General features: G+C 55.6%; 19 protein-coding genes. 18 read left to right on the forward strand and 1 reads right to left on the reverse strand.

Features of this window, described 5'->3' with window-relative positions:
• Positions 1–180: 180 nt before the first annotated feature.
• From SNR34_RS05215 to SNR34_RS05260, 10 genes are all read left to right on the forward strand, one after another.
• The gene (locus SNR34_RS05215) at positions 181–2,208 is read left to right on the forward strand and encodes an ABC transporter substrate-binding protein (protein WP_486181331.1); all 2,028 of its coding nucleotides are present in this window, start codon (positions 181–183) and stop codon (positions 2,206–2,208) included.
• 7 nt (positions 2,209–2,215) lie between these two features.
• Positions 2,216–3,283, forward strand: a complete 1,068-nt coding sequence (locus SNR34_RS05220) for a FecCD family ABC transporter permease (RefSeq protein WP_486181332.1) — start codon at positions 2,216–2,218, stop codon at positions 3,281–3,283.
• Positions 3,284–3,364: 81 nt separating this feature from the next.
• Positions 3,365–4,426, forward strand: coding sequence for a FecCD family ABC transporter permease (locus SNR34_RS05225; protein ID WP_486181333.1), 1,062 nt, complete (start codon positions 3,365–3,367; stop codon positions 4,424–4,426).
• A 32-nt stretch (positions 4,427–4,458) separates the two neighbouring features.
• Positions 4,459–5,289 (forward strand): ABC transporter ATP-binding protein, encoded by an 831-nt coding sequence (locus SNR34_RS05230; protein ID WP_486181334.1) that lies wholly within the window; start codon positions 4,459–4,461, stop codon positions 5,287–5,289.
• Between the two features lie 1,172 nt (positions 5,290–6,461).
• Positions 6,462–7,160 (forward strand): ABC transporter ATP-binding protein, encoded by a 699-nt coding sequence (locus SNR34_RS05235; RefSeq protein ID WP_486182399.1) that lies wholly within the window; start codon positions 6,462–6,464, stop codon positions 7,158–7,160.
• A 1-nt stretch (position 7,161) separates the two neighbouring features.
• The gene (locus SNR34_RS05240; RefSeq protein ID WP_486181335.1) at positions 7,162–8,529 is read left to right on the forward strand and encodes an ABC transporter permease; all 1,368 of its coding nucleotides are present in this window, start codon (positions 7,162–7,164) and stop codon (positions 8,527–8,529) included.
• Between the two features lie 87 nt (positions 8,530–8,616).
• Entirely contained in the window at positions 8,617–9,693 is a 1,077-nt protein-coding gene (locus tag SNR34_RS05245) for an efflux RND transporter periplasmic adaptor subunit (protein WP_486181336.1), read from the forward strand.
• Between the two features lie 660 nt (positions 9,694–10,353).
• Positions 10,354–12,531 (forward strand): glycoside hydrolase family 6 protein, encoded by a 2,178-nt coding sequence (locus SNR34_RS05250; protein ID WP_486181337.1) that lies wholly within the window; start codon positions 10,354–10,356, stop codon positions 12,529–12,531.
• Positions 12,532–13,076: 545 nt separating this feature from the next.
• Entirely contained in the window at positions 13,077–15,419 is a 2,343-nt protein-coding gene (locus SNR34_RS05255; RefSeq protein WP_486182400.1) for a rhamnogalacturonan lyase, read from the forward strand.
• A gap of 51 nt (positions 15,420–15,470) precedes the next feature.
• Positions 15,471–15,716 carry a hypothetical protein gene (locus tag SNR34_RS05260; protein WP_486181338.1) on the forward strand — a complete coding sequence of 82 codons (246 nt, stop codon included), beginning with the start codon at positions 15,471–15,473 and terminating at the stop codon, positions 15,714–15,716.
• Here SNR34_RS05260 and SNR34_RS05265 read toward each other — a convergent pair.
• On the reverse strand, positions 15,711–16,328 hold the full coding sequence (locus SNR34_RS05265) for a histidine phosphatase family protein (protein ID WP_486181339.1): 618 nt from the start codon (positions 16,326–16,328) through the stop codon (positions 15,711–15,713). The two genes, SNR34_RS05260 and SNR34_RS05265, sit on opposite strands and share 6 nt — an antisense overlap.
• 330 nt (positions 16,329–16,658) lie before the next feature.
• On the opposite strand from SNR34_RS05265, the gene SNR34_RS05270 reads away from it, so the two are divergent.
• Genes SNR34_RS05270 through SNR34_RS05305 form a run of 8 tightly spaced genes read left to right on the forward strand, consistent with a single transcriptional unit; the run spans position 16,659 to position 23,863 of the window.
• A complete protein-coding gene (locus SNR34_RS05270; protein WP_486181340.1) occupies positions 16,659–17,129 on the forward strand; it encodes a hypothetical protein in 471 nt (156 codons plus the stop codon).
• The gene (locus tag SNR34_RS05275) at positions 17,126–18,145 is read left to right on the forward strand and encodes a CehA/McbA family metallohydrolase (protein ID WP_343261492.1); all 1,020 of its coding nucleotides are present in this window, start codon (positions 17,126–17,128) and stop codon (positions 18,143–18,145) included. The genes SNR34_RS05270 and SNR34_RS05275 overlap by 4 nt, the downstream gene beginning before the upstream one ends.
• Positions 18,146–18,157: 12 nt before the next feature.
• A complete protein-coding gene (locus tag SNR34_RS05280; protein ID WP_486181341.1) occupies positions 18,158–18,898 on the forward strand; it encodes a glycerophosphodiester phosphodiesterase in 741 nt (246 codons plus the stop codon).
• On the forward strand, positions 18,895–19,914 hold the full coding sequence (locus SNR34_RS05285; protein ID WP_486181342.1) for a LacI family DNA-binding transcriptional regulator: 1,020 nt from the start codon (positions 18,895–18,897) through the stop codon (positions 19,912–19,914). The genes SNR34_RS05280 and SNR34_RS05285 overlap by 4 nt, the downstream gene beginning before the upstream one ends.
• 19 nt (positions 19,915–19,933) lie before the next feature.
• On the forward strand, positions 19,934–20,758 hold the full coding sequence (locus tag SNR34_RS05290) for an ABC transporter permease (protein ID WP_486181343.1): 825 nt from the start codon (positions 19,934–19,936) through the stop codon (positions 20,756–20,758).
• A gap of 40 nt (positions 20,759–20,798) precedes the next feature.
• Entirely contained in the window at positions 20,799–21,839 is a 1,041-nt protein-coding gene (locus SNR34_RS05295) for an ABC transporter ATP-binding protein (RefSeq protein ID WP_343261580.1), read from the forward strand.
• A gap of 15 nt (positions 21,840–21,854) precedes the next feature.
• Positions 21,855–23,027, forward strand: a complete 1,173-nt coding sequence (locus SNR34_RS05300) for an extracellular solute-binding protein (RefSeq protein WP_339276352.1) — start codon at positions 21,855–21,857, stop codon at positions 23,025–23,027.
• Positions 23,024–23,863 (forward strand): ABC transporter permease, encoded by an 840-nt coding sequence (locus SNR34_RS05305; protein WP_486181344.1) that lies wholly within the window; start codon positions 23,024–23,026, stop codon positions 23,861–23,863. The genes SNR34_RS05300 and SNR34_RS05305 overlap by 4 nt, the downstream gene beginning before the upstream one ends.
• Positions 23,864–23,911: the final 48 nt, after the last annotated feature.

Genomic DNA, 23,911 nt, shown 5'->3' on the forward strand with positions numbered 1-23,911 from the left:
AGTAGAAGATAGCAATGATGGGGGTTCCCGTCTGAAAGCAAACGAGCTTTCCGGCGGGAACCTTTCAACTTCTTAATGAGAATTGTTTTCAATTATAATATAATGGGTTGTGGATTCAATGCCATGACCAGACACACAAACGTATGCTTCTGCATCAACATAGAGGAGGTGAAACGTGCAATGCAGGCGAGCCAGCCATTGCTCGTTTGGAGCCATTCGCATATCCATGTTTTGGATATCCGCTACATTGTGCGGGATCAGGGGGAAACGGGCGCGCCGTACCGGCTGCCGGCCAATTGCTTTTTGTATGCAGTGAAGGGAGAAGCGACGATCCATCTCGGCGATGTGCGCCGGCAAGTCGAACGCTTCCTTATATTGCACGGTACCAAAGGGAGTATTTTGGTGATAGACCGGGTGGAAACCTGCTTCGAATATTACCTGATCTTTTACGGGGCAACCTTGCCGGAACTGCTGAAGCAGCGGTTGCTGCCAGGCAAGGATCGGCAAGGGGCTTATTATCAAAGCTACAGCGTAGCGCCGGTATCCTCGTCCGTATTGCTGCATCAGGTGCAGGAAATGATGGCTGCCTGGGAAAACCAGTCCCGGGACAAGCTTCAGCGGATTCGCGTCAAATCGCTCATGTACCAGTTCGTGTACGAGGTTCTGCAGCAGGCCAATACCAGCGGTGCGCTGCTTGTTCACGACGATCTGGTATCCCGGGCCATCCAGTACATGCATGCCAATTATACCCGTCACATCACGCTGGAGGAGCTGGCTGCGAAGCTGTATTGCAGCACGCGCCACTTCTCCCGGATTTTCAAGAACGAGACCGGAAAAAGCCCGATCGAATACATCATTCATCTGCGGATTGCGAGATCGAAGGAGCTGCTGGTCGGCACGGATGCGACGCTTCAGGAAATCGCCGAAAGCATCGGCCAGCCTGACAGTTATTATTTCAGCAAAATGTTCAAAAAACACGTTGGCGTATCCCCTCTGCGCTATCGAACCGAACATAGATATAGCCCCACTTGTCCATATTTGCCATCCGGGATGGCACGATATGACATGGGAGATCCTTTTTTGGCGCAGTACAGTATTGATAAGGATTATCATTCTTATTTAGATGCTAAAGAGGGGGCTTCATCCATGTTCCGCAACAAAAAGTGGGCAGCAACGATGCTGCTTTGTTTTACAGTAGCGCTCAGCGCTTGCTCGACGGGAAATAGTGGTTCGGGCGGAGCGGCCGGGAATGCGGCAGACAACCAAAGCGGGTCCGTCACCCAGCAAACGGCAACAACGCAATCCGCATCAGGGGACACGGCGGCATCCCAGCCTTATCAAGCTTCCATTGAAACCAAATTTGGCAAGGTGGATATTACGGCCGAGCCGAAGCGTATCGTAGCACTGGGGTGGGGAGATGCGGAAACGGCTCTCAGCCTTGGCGTGGAACCGATCGGTGCCAGCGACTGGGTGGCCTTCGGTGGCGACGGCGTAGGGCCTTGGCTGGAGGGCAGTTACCATACAGCACCAACGATCATTGGAACGTTGGAGCCGGACTATGAGCTGATCGCGAGCCTGGAGCCGGATTTGATCCTTGACGTGAAATCGTCCGGGGATGAGGAGCGCTACAAACGTTTGTCCGAGATCGCGCCTACCCTCGGCATTCCGGAAGGAGGGGACCGTTACAAAACATCCTCCGAAGACCAGCTGCGCATGATTGCCAAGGCGCTCAACAAGGTGGATGAAGGCGAAGCGCTGCTGGCCCATGTCAATGACGCATTTGCGAAAGCGGCGAGCGATCATCCCGAATTTGCCGGCAAAACGGCAGTGGTCGGGTCCTATCAATCCAGCGGGTTCGGGGCGTATGTTACGGGCAGCACTCGCATCGACTTCATGAAACGTCTCGGCTTCGTGACGAAACAGGAGATCGAAGAGACGGAAAGCACCAACTTTGCGATCAAAGTGGCAGATGAACGCCTCGAGATGCTGGATGCGGACCTGACGGTCATTGTACCGATCGGTGTGGAGCCAAATGCGGTCACCGAGCAACCGCTGTTTCAGAAGATTCCTTCCGTAGCGGATGGCCGGGGATTGGTGCTGGATCGCGAAACATCGCGCGCATTCTCGACGGGAAGCATTCCTGCCTTGCTCTGGACCGTGGAACATCTTGTTCCGCAGCTCGCAGATGCGTTGAACGGGAAGGAGTAATCCATTGATGGCATCATCCAGTCGTTCCATGAAAAAAGGCAGGCCGGAGGAAGCCAGACACGCGCAAAACACGAAAGCGGCAGTGACAAGGACGGCAGGGCTGCTCGCCCTGCTGATCCTGCTCGCGGGCGGCGTGGTGATCAGCCTCATGGTTGGCGCCAAGCCGCTTTCTGCTGTTACCGTATGGGCAGCGTTGACCGCTCCTGACGGAAGTTACGATCATACAGCCATACTGGAGGCACGGGTGCCGCGCACGGTGCTCGCCTTGGCGGTGGGGAGCGCGCTGGGCTTGTCCGGTGCGCTTATTCAAGCTTTTACGCGGAATCCGCTCGCCGATCCGGGCATATTGGGCGTCAACGCCGGGGCAGCGTTCGCCGTTGCGGCTGGAATAGGCCTGTTCTCGGTGACGAGTATGACGGGATACATGTGGTTTGCCTTTGCGGGAGCGCTGCTGGCTACGATGGCTGTGTATGTGATCAGCGGCGGCGCAGGGAGAGTCTCGCCAACGCCGGTGCAGATTACGCTGGCAGGCGTGGCGATCGGGGCGGCGTTAAGCGGGATCACGACCGTGTTTCGCATGCTGAACAGCGAGGCGTTTTCCCAGATGCTGCAATGGAGCGTCGGTTCTCTGGCGAGAAGAAGCCTGAGCGATCTTTGGCCCGTGTTGCCGTTTATGATCGTTGGCGTGCTGCTTGCGCTCGCCGTATCGCCGGCGCTTAATGCCGTGGCTCTTGGAGATGAACGGGCCGCGTCGATGGGCGTGCACATTCAGCGGACCCGGATCATCTGCCTGATCGCGGTCACCCTTCTGGCTGGCGGAGCCACCGCCGTCGCCGGACCGGTCGGGTTCCTCGGACTGATGGTGCCGCACTGCGTGCGCTGGTTCGTCGGCCCGGACCAACGGTGGATTTTCCTCTATTCGCTGGTGGCGGCACCGCTTTTGCTGCTTGTGTCGGATGTCCTTGGCCGGGTCGTTATGCCGCCTGCCGAAATTCCGGTAGGCATCATTACGGCATTTATCGGCGCGCCGATCCTGATTCTGTTGATTCGAAGAAAAAAAGCAAGCGGCCTGTAGACCAGACCAATGCCATTAAGTTCGACTTATCTTCATGACATTGTCTATAAACGGGTTGGCATGATAAAGGGGATGAGACGATTGCGACCTGTTCAAGCCGGTCGCCGCGAGTGGGCAGTGACTTGGCCGATCAAGATCAGGCTGGGGGTCAAGGCGCTGCTGGCTACCCTGGCGATGCTCGGCATCGTCATCGCGCTCGGCGTTCTTTCGCTGATGGTGGGCACGATGCCAGTAAGCGTGGCAGACGTGTTGAAAGCCATCACGGGTCATGCCGAGGGCATGGTGCGGACCGTTGTGGTGGAGTGGAGGCTGCCCAGAGCCGTTGCCGCCATGGTGTTCGGCGCGGCGCTCGGCGCCAGCGGGGCGATTTTCCAGTCGCTGACCAAAAATCCGCTCGGATCGCCAGACATCATCGGGTTCAGCTCCGGTTCTTATACGGGGGCGCTGCTGGTGCTGCTGGGCACGGGAACCGTATCCTTTGCGGCTGTAGCTTCAGGAGCGATTCTGGGCGGAATCGGCACGGCCGTGATCGTGTATGCATTGGCTTTTCGCGGGGGCTCCAAGGGATTTCGCCTGATCATTGTCGGGATCGGCATATCCGCCATGCTGGGCAGCTTCAACTCCATGCTGCTTCTTCGCAGCGACCCGGATGCGGCGTTTGCGGCCGCGGCGTGGGGCGTCGGTTCATTGAACGGCGTTAGTTGGGAACAAGTGCTGCCTGCATCGGTTGTGGCGGTTGCGCTTCTATTGGGTGCGATGTTACAGACAAGGCCTTTGCGAGAAATGGAGCTGGGGGACGATACGGCCAAAGCGCATGGCGTTGCGGTGGAAAAAAGCCGTTTTCTGCTCATTGCCACGGCTGTGGCCTTGACGGCCGTGCCGACGGCGGTGATCGGTCCCGTGTCCTTCGTTGCGCTGGCCGCGCCGCAGATGGCCAAAAGGCTTGCGGGAGCATCGCGCAGCTTGATGCCTGCCGCAGCCATGGGTGCATTGATGATGCTGGGCGCCGATTTTGCGGCGCAGCGGCTGATACGCGGAACGGTGTTTCCGGTCGGCGTTGTAACGTTGTCCCTGGGCGGATTGTATCTGGTGTGGCTGCTGTTCATGCAGGCGAGAAAAAATGGGTCCGGTTCAGGCAGATAGGACAGGGGAGGAAAGGAACGAATCCGGTAATCATGACAATTTCCGAACATATAAAAACGGGACACGGTGCGTCTGCTGCCTCGCCACTGTGGGCCGAACATTTGAGCATTCACTATGACAAACGTGCCATTATCGAAGACCTGTCGGTAACGATCCCGCAAAATTCGTTTACGGTCATCATCGGTCCGAATGCCTGTGGAAAGTCCACGCTGCTGCGGGCGCTGTCCGGCCTGCTGAAGCCGGAGCGCGGGCATGTGATGCTGGACGGGAAGGAGCTCGCGACGTATAAAGCGAAAGAGGTCGCCCGCCGATTGGGGCTGCTGCCCCAGACGGCCATCGCTCCTGACGGCATTGCGGTAGCCGATCTGGTTGCTCGTGGCCGATATCCGCACCAGAGCATATTCAGGCAGTGGACGGAGGCAGATGAACAGATTGTTGCAGGGGCCATGGAAGCTACGGGCACGAGCAGCCTGGCTGGGCGGCTGGTGGACGAGCTCTCCGGCGGCCAGCGCCAGCGGGTATGGGTCGCGATGGCCTTGGCGCAGCAAACGCCATTGCTGCTGCTGGACGAACCGACGACGTTTCTGGACATCGCGCATCAGATCGAGCTGATGGAACTGTTCACGGAGCTGAACGCGGACGGGCATACGCTGGTAGCGGTGCTGCATGATTTGAATCATGCGGCCAGGTACGCCACACATCTCATCGCCATGAAAAACGGCGCCATTGTGGCGCAGGGAGATCCGCGGGACATCGTGACCGAGGCGCTGGTCGAGGAGGTATTCGATTTACCTTGCAAAGTCATCGAGGATCCGGTGACGGGTACACCGCTTGTCGTGCCTATCGGCAAACGTCGGGCGTGATGCAGGACATAGGCTCTGTATGTGGCGTCAAGCGGGAAAAAGCAACCCGATTCACTGAAACGAAACGGCAGTCGCGGTTCTTTTTTTGATACATAACGTTAAGAAGTTGAAGGTTGACCTGTACGTCATGAAAGTGGCGCGGGTCGACCTTTTTTTATGGGTATAGGAAGAGGTGATGACAAGTCTAACGGAAGGGCAAAACGGCTGTGGCAAAACGTTGTGGCAAAACGTTGTTGGCAAGACGTAAGACGCTGCAGACAAGATGCTGTAGGCAAGATGTTGCTGGCAAGATGCTGTTGAAGACGCTGTAGACAAAACGCTGTGGATGAAGACGCAGCTTGAAAACCACCATGCCGATTATGGCGTAACGAACCTGAGACGTCTTATTTGGTCGATTTCCGTCCTTTTCGTTTTCTTACGAACCTGACACACGTTATTACGCCTAAATGAGCCTTTTTTGGCCTGATTTACCCTAAATAAGACGCCAGAAGTTCGTTAGAGTTCAAGAGTGTGGCACATTGGGGGAGAGCACCCAAGAAGTATCTAAGGAGCACCCGAGAAGCACCCTAGAAGCACCCTAGAAGCACCCGATGCGACAAACAGTACGAACCAGGAATACCAGCAAGACGCACAAATAAAGAGTACCGACAAAGAGTACCGACAAAGAGTACCATCAAAGAACACCACCAAAGAACGCCAACAAGGATCACCTACACATATCTGGGTTCGCCTAAGGAAAAAGCGTCTCCTTTGCAAGAGGGCCTACCCTCACCGAATCGCATCCTGCCTTAAAACCATAGCTTTCAGGCATTATTGCCAAACTTGTAAGAGAGCGGGCCAATAAAAGATTCTCCCTCCAAGATTGCAGAAGGCTACTAAAGTTGTGTAATGGCAACATAGACCCTCCTACCTCAACGCCCCTCCCATGTACGAGTCATCCCCATATGTTACAAATTGGATACATCCGCCGTCAGGACGGATACAACTCGCCACTATAATCAAGGTGTACATAACGATGGGAAACCCATCCGCACGTCTGCGAACTATCGGAGTTCGCCAGAGTTTTTCCGGTTGCCGGTCCCGGCGAGGAGAGAAGTTGAGGTAAGGCGAGGTAAGGAAAGGAAAGGAAAGGAAAGGAAAGGAAAGGAAAGGAAGATGAACGATTGGCAGCAATGTTACGGGTAGAACAGGTATCGCACGCATTTCGCAACGCCAAGGAAAGTGTGCCGGTGCTTCAGGATATCAACCTCACGGTGGAAAAAGGAACGATGGTTGCGCTTCTCGGCAGCTCGGGCTCCGGCAAATCAACCCTGCTTAACTTGATGGCCGGGCTGATGAAGCCGGACCAAGGCAAGATCTGGATCGCCGATCAGGATATCGTGCGGCTGGGCGAGAACCGGCTGGCCGAGTTCCGGCGCAGCCATATCGGTTTTATTTTCCAGTCGTATGAACTGCTGTCCAACCTGACGGTACGCGAAAATGTGGAGCTTCCGCTTGTGTTTATGGGTGTAAGCCCATCCAAGCGCAAAACCAAAGCGTTAAGCCTGCTGGAACAGGTGGGGCTCGCCCCCAAGGCTGCTCTGTTCCCCTCCCAGCTATCCGGCGGGCAGCAGCAGCGCGTCAGCATCGCGCGTTCGCTCATTACCGAGCCGTCGGTTATTTTTGCCGATGAGCCGACAGGGAATTTGGATACGGAGACGGAGGAAGAGATCATTGCCATTTTGCAGCGGTTGAATCGGGAAATGCAGACCACGTTCGTCATCGTGACCCATGAGGCGGAAGTCGCTGAACAGATGCAGGTCGTGCTGACGCTTCAGCAGGGACGTCTCGTTCGCGAAACCGTGCAGCAAGCCGGAGTAAAGGAGAAGTAACGTGAGAATTTGGGATGTAACCCGCATGGCATGGGGGCAAATCGTTCGCAGGAAAGTGGTGACCCTGCTCTGCATGATCGGCTTGTCCATCGGCTCGGCCGCAATGATCATTGCGCTCAGCGTAGGGCAATCCATTCAGGCGTATAGCGAGCAGACGCTAAATGCGAATTACAAGATGGACGAAATCACGGTCACGCCGAATGAAGGCATTCGCACCGGCGGCGCGAGCCGCCAGACCTCGACGTTTGAACGGGGCGCGTTGACGCCGGAGAAAATCGGAATTATCCAGCGGCTCCCGCACGTCATCGCCGTAGCTCCGATGCTGAAGCTGGACATGGTGGAGATGGTGCTGCCCGACGGACGAAGCTCTTATGTGGAGGCGATCGGCACGGAGCTCGGGACGCTGGGCGGATTCGGATACAAGTATGCGCAGGGAAGCGGAGCGGCGGGTGGCGGACGAACAGCCGTTGCAAGTTACGGGGCAACATTCGGACTCGTCGACCCCAAAGTGACGCAAAAATTGTTCGAGCAGTTGAACAACGATCCATATAACAACGACCTGCTCCAGCAATACATGGAGATGGCGTCCAAGCAGGACAAGCTCGTGCAGGAACGGGTGCAATTCAGGTACGAGGATATGGCGAATCCCGACAAAAGCAAAACAAGCGGCTCCGTGCGGGTGACCGGGGAGCTGGCTCAGCCAACGAACATGAGCGGCGAAAGCGCCCGGAACGATAAAAAAATATATATGCCGCTCGATACGGCGCGTGCGCTGCAGGATGAGCTCGGCATGCAGCGGGCGGACGGAAAGGCCGTCGCCCGCCTGAATTCCGCCTTGGTCAAAGTCGAGGACAAACGTTATGTTGCCCAAGTGGAACAACAGATCCAGAAGCTGATGCTGAATACGGAAAGCAACCTGTTCCAGGAAGAGGCTTTGGCAGGCCAACTCGCGATGTACCAGAAGGCAGCCATCGGCATCGGCGGCTTCATCATGGTGCTGGCGTCTTTGTCGATCATCGTGGCGATGATTATGTCGACCCACCAACGCCGCAAACAGATCGGCGTAATGAAGGTGCTGGGCGCCAATCTGTGGCAGGTACGCCAGATGTTCATTGCCGAGGCAGCCATGCTTGGACTGATGGGCGGCTTGGCCGGCGTAGGCATCGCGTTTGCCGCGCTTGGCGGCGTGAACGGCCTGCTGGCAAGCCAGATGGCCGACCAGCAGAACGGGCCGATGACGGTGATCATTCAGCAGTCGGCCTTGCCGCAGGGCATTTTGTTTGCCGTCCTGGTAGGCATCGTTTCGGGCATCTACCCGGCCATCAGCGCGTCACGAACCAATGCGCTCAGCGTGATCAAGTCAGGGTGACCAAGCTCGGGCTCAAGTTCAAGCTCAAGAGCGGATCAGGCACAAGGTCCGGCCAATCACTTTATCAGCGAAAGGGAACATGCAGCAATGAAAAAATGGATCAACGTCATCGTAACCGTGGCGATTATGGCAGGGGCGGGTTACTGGCTATATGAGAAATACAAACCGCAGCCGGAGGCTCCCATCGAGGTTCCGCCGCCGATTACGTTCGAAGTGACCCGGCAAACGATGACCCAGACGATACAGGTAAAAGGAAAGTCGGTCTACACGGACCAGACGGACGTCTTTGCGCCATACGCCGCAAGCATCAAACAATGGAACGTGAAGAACGGGCAGCAGGTGAAGAAAGGGGACGTGCTGTTTACGCTGGATACTTCGACGCTTCAAACGGAGGTCCAGCAGCTGCAAAGCGATCTGGAGAAGGCGAAGCTGGAAATCGAAATCAATCAGGTGACCATGGATCAAGCCGACATAAGCGCATCGCTCGGCGTAACCGAGGAAGAACGCAAAAAGGCTTTTGCCGACCGGGAGAGTAAACGCATGACCAATGAGCTGAACCAGAAAGCAATCGCCTTGAAAGAACAGGACATACAGAAGAAGCAAGAGGTCATCGGCAGGGCGACCGTGTACGCTCCGGCATCGGGCATCTTCCAGTTGAACGATTCCGACACGAAGACCCGCATGGTCAGCGAAGGCCAGTCCGTAGGCAGCATCACGAACACGTCCAAGCTGCAATTCATGGCGGTCATCGGCGAAGAGGAACTGTTTACGCTCAAACCCGGCATGCCGGTAAAAGTTCGCATGACGGCCAATAAAGAGCCGGAGTTCACGGGCAAGGTGAGCAAGGTATCCAAATTCGCCCGCAAAGGCTCCGACGCCGACCTCAAGCAGGCTTCCCAGTTCGATATCGTCATTGACCTGAAGCCGGATGCCCGGATGTATGGCGGAGTCAGTCTTGAGGGAGAGATTGAAACGGCGCGCAAGGACAAAGCCACCGTCGTTTCAAGCCTCGCCATCATGCGCGATCAAGCCGAACCTTACGTGCTGCTCGACAAAGGAAACGGGCAGACCGAGCCGCGAACCGTGAAAACCGGCATGGAGTCGGGGGACCAGACCGAAGTGATTAGCGGATTGAAGCCGGGGGATATCGTGGTTTTACCTTAACAGCAATGAATCTAGTAGGTGTCGAGCATGGCATCTGCCGAAAAATAAGGACAAGCCGGGCAAAGAGAACCGTTTTTGCCCGGCTTGTTTGTTGCCGTTGATTCTCTTCTAAAAAATATAAAATATTTTAATTAATTCAATTTACAGTAATATTTTCATAGGGTATAATCGATTCAAAAGGAGGTGAACATGTCGTGTAAGGTTCAAACGAGCGAAACGCCAGATCATGTGCTTCCATTAACTTCAATTTAGTAAGCGCTTACTCGCAGCCGGTCAACCACCTCATCACGAATACCCGCAATCACCCTCAGAGCAGCATCCACATTTGCCCATTTCTTTGCATCGGTTCGGTTTTACTTACAGACTTCGACGCAACAAAGCATCGCTAATCTCCTTTCAGTGCTTGACCTTCAACATTTCATTTATCCATCGAGAGCTCCTGTATACGTAGACGAACTTTCCGGCCTGTCCAACTTGCCATGGAATCGTTCGATCCATCGCATGGTTCAGAAGCATGCATTATCAAATTGTTTACGGAGGTGTGCCTGCCAATACCCATCCATACATCAGGGCGTTCTCTACCGGGCATGTTCATCTTGCCGACCCAGAGGATCAGTCATGAGGTAATATCCAATCCAAAAGGAGAAAGGTGGAATTATAATGGCAAAGAGGAAAACGATACCGGGAAGCCCGGCGGGAAGGAAAAAGCTGTTCCGCAAGAGCGTCAAACAAGTGCTTGCAGGAGCTTTGCTGGCTGCGGGCATCTTCCCGGGCATGACTGCGGACCCGATCCGGGCAGCGGAGGCGCATGTGGACAATCCGTTCGTAGGTGCCACCGCATACGTCAATCAGGATTATTCAACCCTGGTGGACACGTCGATTGCACAGACGTCCGACACGGCGCTCAAGGCCAAGATGGAAACGGTAAAATCGTATCCGACCGCCGTCTGGGTCGATCGCATCGCGGCAATCTATGGGGGGGCCGACAATGCGGGCCGCAAAAGCGTGGAGCAGCATCTGGACGCCGTCCTCGCGCAGAAGCAGCCCGGCGTGCCGATTACGGCCACGTTTGTCATCTATAACCTGCCTGGCCGGGATTGCCACGCGCTGGCCTCCAACGGCGAGCTGCCTTTGACGCAGGCTGCGCTTCAAACGTATAAAACGGAGTACATTGATGTGCTCGCCGATATTTTTGCAGACCCGAAATACCAGGATATCCGCATCGTCGCGGTTATTGAGCCGGACAGCTTGCCGAACCTGGTCACCAACCTGAGCACGCCAGCCTGCGCGCAAGCGAGTTCCACCGGCATCTATGAAGAGGGCGTGCAGTACGCGATCAATAAACTTCATGCCATTCCGAACGTATACAACTATCTGGACATCGGTCATTCCGGATGGCTCGGCTGGGACAACAACCGTACAGGAGCCATTGCGCTCTATACCGATGTTGTGCAAGGAACGACGTCCGGCTTGAACAGCGTGGACGGCTTCATTACCAACACGGCCAATACGACGCCGCTGCATGAGCCGAACCTGCCGAACCCGGATCTGAACATTGGCGGCCAGCCGATCCGTTCATCCGATTTCTACGAATGGAATCCGTATTTCGACGAAACCGATTTTACCGCCGCCCTCTATAACGGGTTTGTGCAGGCAGGATGGCCAAGCAGCATCGGCTTCCTCATCGATACGAGCCGCAATGGCTGGGGCGGGCCGAATCGGCCTTCCACCGCATCGGGCAGCAATATCAACACCTACGTCGACTCCGGACGCGTCGATCGCCGCGACCATCGGGGCAACTGGTGCAACAACAGCGGAGCAGGCATCGGGCAGCCGCCGCAGGCAGCACCGGGGGCCGCTCATCTGGACGCCTATGTATGGGTCAAGCCTCCGGGCGAGTCGGACGGCTCCAGCTCCGCCATTCCGAACAATGAAGGCAAGGGCTTCGACCGGATGTGCGATCCCACGTTCGTCACCCGGGATGGCGTTCTGACCGGCGCGCTGCCGAATGCACCGATTTCCGGGCACTGGTTCCATGACCAATTCGTTATGCTCGTGCAGAACGCGTTTCCGGTGATCCCGGCGAGCAATGGCGGCGGATCTACGCCGGGCAACGGCGAAACGGCGCCTTCGGCACCTGCATCACTGACGGCGACGGCCGGCAACGGTCAAGTGACTTTAAGCTGGAGCGCGTCTTCCGGAGCAACGAGTTATCATGTAAAACGCGCGACGAATGCATCGGGACCATACGCAACGGTGGCCGCAAACGTGACTGCAGCATCGTACACGGATACGGGCCTGACCAATGGTACGACGTACCATTACGTGGTGAGCGCGGTGAATGCGGCAGGCGAGAGCAGCCCTTCCGTCGCCGCGACGGCAACGCCGCAGAGCGTGGTCGTTCCCACAGGTGATCTGGTGGTGCAATACCATGCAGGAGATACCAATGCGGCCGATAATCAGATCAAACCCTATTTCAATATCAAAAATACGGGAAATACGGCCGTAAACCTGAGCGACTTGAAGCTTCGCTATTACTTTACGAAAGAAGGCAGCGCCGCGATGGATTCAGCCATCGATTATGCCCAGATCGGAGGCAGCAACATCCAGCGCACGTTTGCGGATGGGTATGTGGAGCTCAGCTTCACGGCAGGGGCAGGCAGCATTCCGGCTGGCGGACAATCGGGGGATATCCAGCTGCGGATGTACAAAACAGACTGGAGCAATTTTGACGAAACTGACGATTATTCCTACGATCCGACCAAAGCTTCTTATCAAGATTGGAGCAAGGTAACTCTTTATAAAGACGGAAGCCTGGTATGGGGCATTGAGCCTTGAGGCTACTGCCGAGGCAGTGCTCAGCGTTTTGAAAGAGCTTGGATAACAAGGACAAAACCGCGATCCTCTGGCAAGGAGGATGGCGGTTTTTCCTTTATTTCAAATTTTAAACACTGAATAGTGCCTATTTTGCACTGAAAATTAACTATATTGAGACAGGAACGGGCTCTATAATAATAGCCGATGGGCAGATCAAGAGGGGCTGCTCTAACCATTTCGGCAGGTTGCCAGGGATCAGGCTTGGCAGCGGGGGCCGAAGGATGAAAGGGGGATCGGATCGATGGCCTGCGGCAGATCGTATGCCGCGATGCAAAGAAAGGCATTTTTTTATTTCAAGCAAAATGTAAGCGTATCCATCCAAAGATGAATGAAATCTGGCTGATTCTTCAATAGAGCGGCCAAACGTTCCAAAGCTTGATCATGAAGCTGCTGCAGCATCACCGATTCGGTCTAAGGGAGAGTGAAGGTGGATGAATTCGGAAAGACACATGTCAAGGTTTCAGAACAAGGTATCGCCATTGTACTCAAAACGTGGAAAGACACGCATGCCTTTGGCGGCAAAAGTGCTTTCCTCCGCGCTTAGCGCAGCTTTGCTTCTGGCAGGCACTTCAGGAATCGCCGGGGCGACAGAGCCATCCGTTAGCGGTTCGGCTGATGTTGAAATGCAATCCAACAAAGGAGGCGGTCAGGTGAAAAGCATTCAGCTCGAATACCTGGATCGGGGGCTGGTCGCCGCATCGACATCCGAGGGTGTGTTTCTCAGCTGGAGGCTGCTGGCGGACGAAGCAACGGGATACAGCGACAAGCGGTTGACGGGAACGGACTTTAACGTTTACCGCGACGGCAAGAAGATCGCGACCGTAACGGACAGCACCAATTATGTCGATCCGGCAGGCAAAACGTCCTCCAAGTACCAGGTCGCCGCCGTGAACTCCAAAGGCAAGGAAAGCAAAAAAAGCGATGCCGTCAAACCTTGGGCCAACGGGTATATCGATCTGCCATTGCAGAAACCTGCCGATGGTGTGACTCCTGCCGGAGAAGCCTATACGTATTCCGCCAATGACATGAGCGTCGGAGATGTGAATGGCGACGGCCAATACGAGTTTTTCGTCAAATGGGATCCATCCAATGCCAAGGACGTTTCGCAAAAAGGATATACAGGCAACACTTACGTCGATTGTTACACGCTGGACGGGCAGCTGTTGTACCGGATCGATCTCGGGGTCAACATCCGTTCGGGTGCTCATTATACGCAGATGCTCGTTTATGATTTCGACGGGGACGGCAAGGCTGAATTGATGTTCAAAACCGCTCCTGGCACCAAAATCATCAAATACAACAAGAAAGGCAAAGTCACTTCCGAGAAATACATCACCCTGCCGAAGGAGGACCGCAAAGCGGGCTATTCGAACGAGGATGATTACCGTCTGAGCGCAAAAGGATATTACGATCATGTAGTGCAGATGTTCCGGAACTGGCACAAGCACGAGGAAGTCGTCAAGGGGAACTGGCCTGCCACGCTGGAGGAAGCCTTCGGCATCGAGAAAAAGTATACGTATCCTCTCTCCCAGCAGGATGCGGAGAGCTTGGCCGACTACTTTATGGACGTGTACGCGCCGGAACGGAGCGCACGGAACGATCTGCGCACGTTTGAAGGTTTCATCCTGAACGGGCCGGAATACGTGACCGTCTTTGAAGGCGAATCCGGCAAAGAGCTGCAAACCGTACCTTATGAACCGGAAAGGCATGACGATGGCCTGATGTGGGGCGATTACGCGATGGCGCGCATCGAACCCGGCAACCGGGTAGACCGGTTCCTGGCAGGGGTGGCGTATCTGGACGGCAAGAAGCCTTCCGCTATTTTCGCGCGCGGATACTATACTCGCTCCACAATGGTCGCCTACAACTGGGATGGCAAGAAGCTGAAGAAGGAATGGAAGGTGGACAGCGGCTGGACGCCGATGAAAAATCCGTTCAACGACGGGCCGCATGGCGTAGACGGCACAGATCCGCAATACGGTTCGATCACAACGCAGGGAGCCCACTATTTCAGCGTGGCCGACGTGGACGGGGACGGCAAGCAGGAAATCGTGTACGGCTCGGCCACGATTGACCATGACGGCAGCGTCTTGTACAGTTCCACCGACGTCATGCCGCCGGAGAGCGCTGCGCCGGGGACGGTGGCCCGCTTGGGACACGGCGACGCGATTCATGTGGCGGACATCGATCCGGATCGTCCGGGGCTCGAAATTTTCATGGTGCATGAAGGCGGCCCTTGGGCTCCGTACGGTTATTCGCTAAGAGACGCCAAGACCGGCGAAGTGATCTATGGCGGGTATACCGGCAAAGATACCGGACGCGGCATGGTCGGCGACGTTGACCCGACGCGCAGGGGCCTCGAAACGTGGGCCGTAGGCCTGTGGACAGCCGATGGTCAGAAGATCAGCGATACGGCTCCAGGTACCAACATGAGCATCCGTTGGGCAGGCAACATGACGACCCAGATCGTGGACGGCGCGATCGACGTGACGCCGACGATCAAGGATTGGACGCGCGGCACGCTGCTCACCGCCACGGGCACGCTGACGAACAACCATACGAAAGGAACGCCGTCGCTCGTGGCGGACATTTTCGGCGATTGGCGCGAGGAGTTGCTCGTTCGCACGGCAGACAGCTCCGCGATCCGCATCTACCTGAGCACCGAGCTAACGGATCGCAAGCTGTACACGCTGATGCATGACGCGATGTACCGTGTGGGCATCGCCGGCCAGAACAGCGGCTATAACCAGCCTTCGTATCCGTCGTTCTACATGGCTTCGGACATCGACTGGTCGAAGATACCGCTGCCAAAGTTCCATACGCCAGACAAAGGTAAAGGCGACAAGTAAGTAAGGTAACCGGTAAACGAATCTCCAATAAGGCAAGGAAAGACAAAGGCTTTGACGGACCACGAACTGCTTGCGGCAGGCATTTCGGGTCCCGTCAGGGCCTTATTTTCGTTTTTCCAAGAAACAGGCTCACAATGCTGTGCCCCAAGGGTTAACAATAACGAAAAACTGAATACGCGCTGCATCGCAAGAGCCGCAGAATTCATGCCTGACATTGCTCGTGAAATTTCGCCCATCGCGGTTCGCCGCTTGGACGAACGTGCAGCCAGTGAATTTCATTCGCAGAAGGATTCATGACAGATGTGAAACGGAAGCAAAGTCGGACAGGCAATACCGTCCGTTGTCATGAATCAACCGCGTGATGGAGCACTCCGGCACAAGCTGGCTCTGCTTGGCGATAAACGCATCGTGCCATACGTTCAGCTCTTCTTCGCGGAACAAGTGAACCAGCAAATCAGTGATCAAGCCACCATGCGTAACAATAACAATATTGCGATCATCATCGGATGATGCAGCCGATACGGCACCAAGCTCGTTCAGGCATTCGGAGAACCGCATCCCGGCCTGCCGGGAGGAGTCGCCCACCGGTGGCGCATAATCGGGATCGCGCGTGCAGCGGTCCCACATCTCGACGAATTGCTCCAGCGTCTGGCCGGGCAGATCCCCCCAGTTTGCCCGCTCTCTCAGGCGTACGTCCTCCATCAACGGTGCTTGGATCCGTGCAGCAATGCAGTCGGCCGTTTGCCGCGCCCGCCGGAGCGGACTGGTTACGATGAGGTCAGTGGGCATTGGAGACAATATGCGTGCGACGGCTTGGGCCTGCCGTATGCCTTCAGCAGTAAGGGGAACGTCACCGATCGCCTGCTCTTTGAGCCCATGCCTGACCAGATAGAAAGTATGGGTAACCATGAAATAACCTCCTTTACAAATATAACAGCATTCATGAATTCATAATTAGATAATAATCTAATTATATAATCGACTAATTTGTATTTGCAATCCCGAACATGAAAAGTCAATGCGCATCTTCTCCTTCTTATGCAATGCCACCTGATAATCACGCGGCGGGTTAGAACAAGTTCGAAGCGTTCTCAGGCCCCCAATTTTCTGTTCTCCCTTTTACAAAAGCTTAACATCGTGATGATATCGGGCTAATCCTTCCTCCGTAACATAAGTGGCATGTGGGATCGTTCCCACTGTGGGAACGATCCCACATCACGGCAAGGGAGGATCATCCCCATGAACCTGATGGACATCCAAGGACGCGTGACTCCTGAACAATCCGGGACGCATCTTCGAATTCCTTTTCAATTGACGGCGAATGCCGAGCGCTTGAACATCCGATTCGCGTATTCGCCGAAGGTGCTGGAGGATCGTGAGCGAGCACTCGCTTTGCTGGAGGCCAGTTTTGCCAAATACGTATTGCCGGATCAACAGGAACGGGCAGCGGCACGGGCCGACACCTATTTGCCGTTAAACAATCTGATTACCGTCTCGCTGGATGACGAGCATCAATATCGTGGAGCATGCCATAGGCATGATCCTGTGCAAGAACTGCACCTATCTGAGCTTCACGCATCCCCAGGGCTTGTCCGTGGGTTGATCAGGCAAGGGCGCTGGACAGTGACGCTTAGCATCCACTGCATCGTGACGGCTGCGTGCGATTATCGCCTGAAAGTCTGGACGGATGAAACGGAGGTGCAGGCATGAAATGGCTCGCCTGTGAGCTGCATACCCATACGCTGCACAGTGACGGAAGTCAGACGCTGTCCGAACTGGCCGCGGGAGCAAGCAAGCTTGGCTTCGACGCGATTGCCTTGACGGACCACAATACGATGTCCGGCCTGGCCGATCGCAAAGACATCGCTAAGGAACATGGGTTGCTCATTATTCCGGGCATGGAGTGGACAACGTTCCACGGACATATGGTCACGCTTGGGCTGGATACGTACGTGGATTGGCGGACCGTAGACAAGGACGGCATTTTGGATGGCATTGCAGCCGTCCACGAACAGGGCGGCGTTGCAGGACTTGCCCATCCTTTTCGAATCGGAAGTCCGGCCTGCACCGGCTGTTATTGGGAGTATGAGATCAAAGACTGGTCTGCCGTCGATTACATCGAGGTTTGGTCCGGGACCTTTGCCCCGATCCAACACAACAATCAACGGGCATTCGCTTTATGGAATGACAAGCTGAACGAGGGCTATCGCATATCCGCTACTTCCGGCCGCGACTGGCATACGCAGGCCGACACGACGGATCCGCTGTCCGTGACGTATTTGGGTATTCCGGACGATGCCGATCCTGACGAGGAACAACTCGTCCAGGCCCTGCGCCGCGGACATGTCTCCGTAACGGTCGGTCCGCTGCTGGAGTTAGGCATCAAAACCGGAGGTGCCGCTTATGATCTTGGAGCGATCATTCCGGCACATCCACCGGATGCACACGGTGGCGATTTCGCCATCGCATCGGTGTCGATCGATTTCTCGGTCAGGCCGGGTCGATGGACGCTGCCGGGACGAACCTGCAAGCTGGTGCTGCAGTCCAATCTGGGCACGGAAGTTACTCGTGAGGTGTATGCACCCGAAAGCCATGCGCGATTGGAGCCATGCGAATTGAACATTCCTGATGCCACTGGCCGCAGGTGGATCAGGGCCGAATTATGGGGCAGCGTGCAGGGTGCTTATATGCTGATCGCATTTACGAATGCCATTTATTTTGAATAGGAGTGCATGCAGATGAAGCCATTTCCATGGGTAACCGCACACACGGGATGTATGGGCTTGCCGGAGCATTCAAACGAATCGCTGCACGCGGCGCTCGCGCTGGGGGCGGACATCTACGAAGACGACATACGTGTGACGCGGGACGGCGTGCTCGTGCTCGCCCATGACAACGAAGTGGTGCTGGCAGACGGCAACCATGGCAGCATATCCAGCTTGACGCTGGACGAACTGAACGCCGGCTTGCTGCAGCCGATTCCCCTTTTGGAGCCGATGCTGCGGCAGATCGGAGCCGCGGGCAAAACGATGAATCTGGACATTAAAACGCCGGCCAGCCTGGAGCCTGTCTTCCATATGTTAACCCGGCTGCAAATGACGGACCAAGCTTTCCTGAGCGGCTGCGAGTATGAAGTGGCCATGGAGGCCAACCGTTACGGAAACAACGTCCCCAAGCTGCTGAACGTAAACGTGGACAGCTTCCGAACGCTTGATTACGCGGAGGCCGTCAAGCAAGCATGCCATGAAGCAAGGTCGGCGAATTGCTTTGGGCTGAACATGCCCTATGTATTGATCCGCCCGGAACTAATGGAAACGGCCGAGCGCGAACAGCTGAAGGTCTACGCATGGACCGTGACCGACGCAAGCGACATGGCCAGGCTCGCCGGGATGGGCGTGGCGTCGATCACGACGCGGAACGTGGCCGGGCTGATGGCCGTCAAGGCGCAATGGAATGAAGCGAAGGAGAAACGCGATTGAATACCAAGCTGAATCACAGTTTAAAGGAGCTGGCGCAGCTGGCCGGCGTATCGAAGTCCACGGCTTCGCGCGTCATCTCCGGCAAAGGCTACGCCAGCCCCGAGGTGCGCGAACGCGTGCTGAACGCGGCAGAGAAGCTGCGTTATAAACCAAACGCCGTCGCCAGGGCGATGGTGACGAAACGCACGAACAACATCGGCGTCATCGTGTTTCGCGAGACGCTGCCGATCGTGTCCCATCCGCTGTATGGCAAAATCATCGATGCCATTCTCATGGCATCCGAAGCGAGAGGCTACTCCGTTTTCCTCAAAACCGACAAGGAAATGTCGCTTCGTTCGACCGACTACATGCTGGAGCAGCGGGTAGATGGGCTGATTCTGGTCAGCCGATTACGTAAAAACGTCATCGATTACGTGAAGAAATTCAACATCCCGTATCTGATGGTCAACGGATCGACGGACGATCCGGAGGTCATTCATCTGGTCAGCAACGACGAAGAAGGCGGGGAACGCGCGGCGGAATATATGCATGGGCTCGGCCATCGCAGGTTCTTCATCCTGTCGGGCCCGGGCGCGCACCGAAGCCACTCGCTGCGGTTATCCGGTTTCCACAAGCGATTGCTGCAGCTGGGCGTATCCGGGGAGGAGGATATTTTCATCGCCGAATCTCCCGAATCCCATTTCGATTATGGCGCCCGGCTGATGAACCAGCATTACGACGCATTTCGCGCAGGCGGATACACGGCCTTGTTCACGACGAACGACATGCTGGCATTGGGTGCGATGAAGGTGCTGCTGGAGCACGGGGTACGGATTCCGGACGAAGTCGCCGTGATGGGGTATGACAACATTGAGCTTGGCGCGATGTATTCGCCGGCATTGACGACGGTGAGCGTGAATGCGGCAGGCATCGGCCGGGATGCGGTCGACATTCTCGACCGGTTGATCGGCGGGGAGAAGGACGTGCCCCCGCTGGTCGAATATGACAGCGAAGTCGTGATCAGGCAGTCTACTTGAAGTGGATGGAGGGGAAATCATGCTGTGGTATTGGAAAGCGGTCGGCCTCAGGCGGATTGTGGAATTTGTGCTCCTGACGATCTTTGCCGTGTTTTTTGCCGGACCGCTGCTGAATTTGCTCGTGCTGGCGTTCAGCGAGAAATGGAACTATCCGGACGTTCTTCCGCAGGTATGGGGCTTTAAATGGTGGAACTTCGTGCTTGCCAAGGACGATATCGTCTCGTCCATTTCCTTGTCGTTCCTGATCGCGACGCTGGTTACGGCGTTATCCATCTTGCTGTGCATTCCGGCAGCCTATGCGTTTGCCCGGATACAGTTTCCGCTGAAGCGAATGTTCCTGTTTTCGTTTCTGCTGACCAACGCGTTTCCGAAAATGGGACTGTACGTATCGATCGCGGTGCTCTTCTACAAGGTGGGGTTGATGAATACGCTGCTGGGCGTTGTGCTGATCCACATGATCAACGTGCTGATGTTCATGACCTGGATTCCGACGGCTGCATTCCGCAACGTACATGCCGCCCAGGAAGAATCGGCGAGGGACGTGGGAGCGACGCCGTTCAGGGTGTTCCGCAGCATCACGCTGCCGATGGCCATGCCGGGAATTCTCGTTGCATCGGTGTTCACGTTCCTGCATTCGTTGGATGAAGCCCAGGGCACGTTCCTGGTCGGCATTCCCGATTTCAAAACGATGCCGATCGTGATGTATTCGATCATTTCCGATTTCCCGAGCAGCGCGGGAGCGGTGTTCTCCATCATTTTGACGCTGCCAACGATCATTCTTCTGATTGCCGCGCAGCGGCTGGTTAGCGCGGACGTGCTGGCCAGCGGATTCCAGGTGAAGTGACGGGGCGGAGAGCTTCATGACAGAAAGGGGCAACAGCATCATGCAGTTGAAGGTACAGGAATTGACCAAACGCTACAAAACCGGCGACGGCGTCAGCGGAATCAATCTGGAAGTGGCAAAAGGGGAACTGGTCACGCTCCTCGGTCCCTCGGGCTGCGGCAAAACGACCGTGCTGCGCAGCATCGGCGGCTTTCTGGAGCCGGACTCGGGCGACATTCTCATCGAAGGACAGAGCGTCATCAAGCTTCCGCCGGAGAAGCGGCCCACATCGATGGTATTTCAGAGCTACAATCTGTGGTCCCACATGACGGTGTACGACAACCTGGCGTTTGGGCTGAAAATTCGCAAAATGCCCAAAGCCGACATTCGCGCTGCCGTATCGGATGCGCTCCAGCTCGTTCGCCTGCCCGGCTACGAAAAGAAATATCCGTCGCAATTGTCAGGCGGTCAGCAGCAGCGGGTCGCGCTGGCCCGATCACTGCTGCTCAAGCCGGCGGTTTTGCTCCTGGACGAGCCATTCTCGGCGCTGGATGCCAAGCTGCGGCACGAGATGCGGGAGGAGCTGCGCGAAATCCAAATGCAGACCGGACTTACGATGGTGTTCGTTACCCATGACCAGGAAGAGGCCTTGTCCTTGTCCGACCGCATCATCGTCATGAACAAAGGGAATATCGAGCAGATCGCGAAGCCGCAGGAAATTTACGATGAACCTGCATCGCTGTATGTCGCCAGCTTTATCGGCAAAATGAACTTTTTGGAGGGGGTGGCGGATGAGCAGAACATCCGTGTCGGGGAAGCCGTTTTTCCGAATGACAAACATTTGCGCGGAAAGGTAACGGTAGCGGTTCGACCGGAAGACGTGGGCATCCACGACGGATTGCAGGGACAGGGAATGTTGGCCGGCAAGATCAAACACATCATGATTCTGGGGCACTACGCCGAGGTAACGGTCGATCTGGCCGGCCTTGGCAGTCTGCGGACGTTTCAAACGAAGGAAGCGACGCAGCAGTTGCGAATCGGCAAAGACGTTCAAGTATCGATCACCCGATTGACCGGATATCCGGAACTCGTAACCCAATAACGGAGGCTGAAAAAAATGCGCACAAAAAAAACCTGGTTGACCATGTTCTCTTCAGTGATGCTGTCTGCTGTCATGCTGGCCGGATGCGGAAACGGCGCTTCGAACACCGCTGCGTCGTCCGAAGGCGGTTCATCCACGGCCACAGCGGCCGAAACGACGACTTCGTTCAATTTCTATTTTACCGGATCGCAAAACGTGAAGGACCTGTGGGATACACTGGTTCCGATGTTTGAGGAGAAAAATAAGGAAGTCGACGTGAACCTGGTTTACATTCCGTCCGGAACGGGTGCCCAGCCAACCTATGATCGCATCATGGCGGCCAAACAAGCGGGCAAAGGCTCGGGCGACATCGATCTGTATGAAGACGGCATCGCCGTTGTTTCCCAAGGCATCAAGGATGGCGTATGGTCCCAGCTGAGCGAGGGCGACATTCCGAACATCAGCAAAGTCAGCGCGCAAACGATGAAGGACGTCGAAAACTATGCCGTTCCATATCGCTCTTCCGCCGTGGTACTCGCCTATGACAGCACCAAAGTGGCGAACCCGCCCAAAACGATGGACGAGCTCTTGCAATGGATCAAAGCCAACCCCGGCCAGTTCGCTTACAATGATCCGTCCACCGGCGGTTCTGGCAGCTCTTTCGTACAGACGGTCGTGTATAAGGACCTGCCCGAAGAAGACATCCACAACAGCGATCCGGCCGTGATGGAAAAGTGGGAATCCGGTTTTAACACGCTGAAAGAATTGGGCCAATACGTGTATGGCGACGGCATCTATCCGAAGAAAAATCAGGGTACGCTTGACCTGCTCATGAACGGCGAGGTGTCGATCATCCCGGCATGGTCCGACATGGTGCTGCAGCAGATCAACGAAGGCCTCCTGCCGGATACGGTCAAAATGCAGCAGATCACGCCAGGCTTCAACGGCGGACCGACATACCTGATGGTGAACGGCGAATCGGACAAGAAGGAAGCGATCAACCAGTTTATCGATTTCGTGCTGTCTCCTGAAGCACAAGAGGTTATCGTGGATAAAATGAACGGCTTCCCTGGCATCGAGCTCTCGAACATGTCCCAGGACATGCAGAACAAATTCAACGGCGTATCCGACGGGTTCCGCACGTTCAACATCGGCGATTTGAGCACCGAGATGAACAAACGCTGGCAGAATGAAGTTGCGGCGCAATGAGTAAAAAAATGAAACAGGCGATCGCAGGGCTCGCCATGGTCCTTCCTTCTTTTGCCGTCCTGCTGTTCGTGGTCATCATTCCGATCATCCAGTCGCTGATCATGAGTCTCAGCAATGGCGAGGGCGGCTACGATCTCAGCCGGTATCAGATGTTATTTACCGATAAAGGCATGCGGGCCAACATCATCTTTACGCTCCGCATCACGCTGATCTCCTGCGTGCTTGTGCTGCTGGTCAGTTATGCGCTTGCCATCTACATGCGGTTCAACAACGGCCGGATCGTGGAGATGATTCGCAAAACGTACATGATTCCTTTGTTCATTCCGGGCGTCATTGCCATCTACGGGCTGATCAACCTGCTCGGCAACCATGGCTGGCTGGCACGGCTGTTGGACGGCACGGGCATTGAACTGCCGCGGATCATTTTCGACGAAAAGGGCATCATCATCGCCAATCTGTGGTTCAACATACCGTTTACGACGATGCTGCTCAGCTCCGCGCTCGCGAGCATCCCGTCTTCGGTCATCGAGAGCGCAAAGGACGTGGGTGCAGGCAAGTTGAAGCTGTTCGTTCGTTTCATTCTGCCGCTGACCTACAAGACGTTTCTGGTGGCCGTGACGTTTGTGTTCATGGGCGTGATCGGATCGTTTACCGCACCGTTCCTGATGGGCGCCAATTCCCCGCAAATGCTCGGCGTGTCGATGCAGCAGGTGTTTAGCGTATTCCAAGAGCGGGAGCAGGCTGCGGCCATGGCCTTCTTCTCGTTCCTGCTCTGCTCGGTCATGGGGGCATTCTACATCCGGTCGATGTCGCAGGAGGAAAACGCCAAGGCTTGATATTGTACTATGCATCGTTTCATGAAGCGTGACCCAGTTAGAGAGCTC

The organism is Paenibacillus sp. XP01 (genome assembly GCF_057364885.1).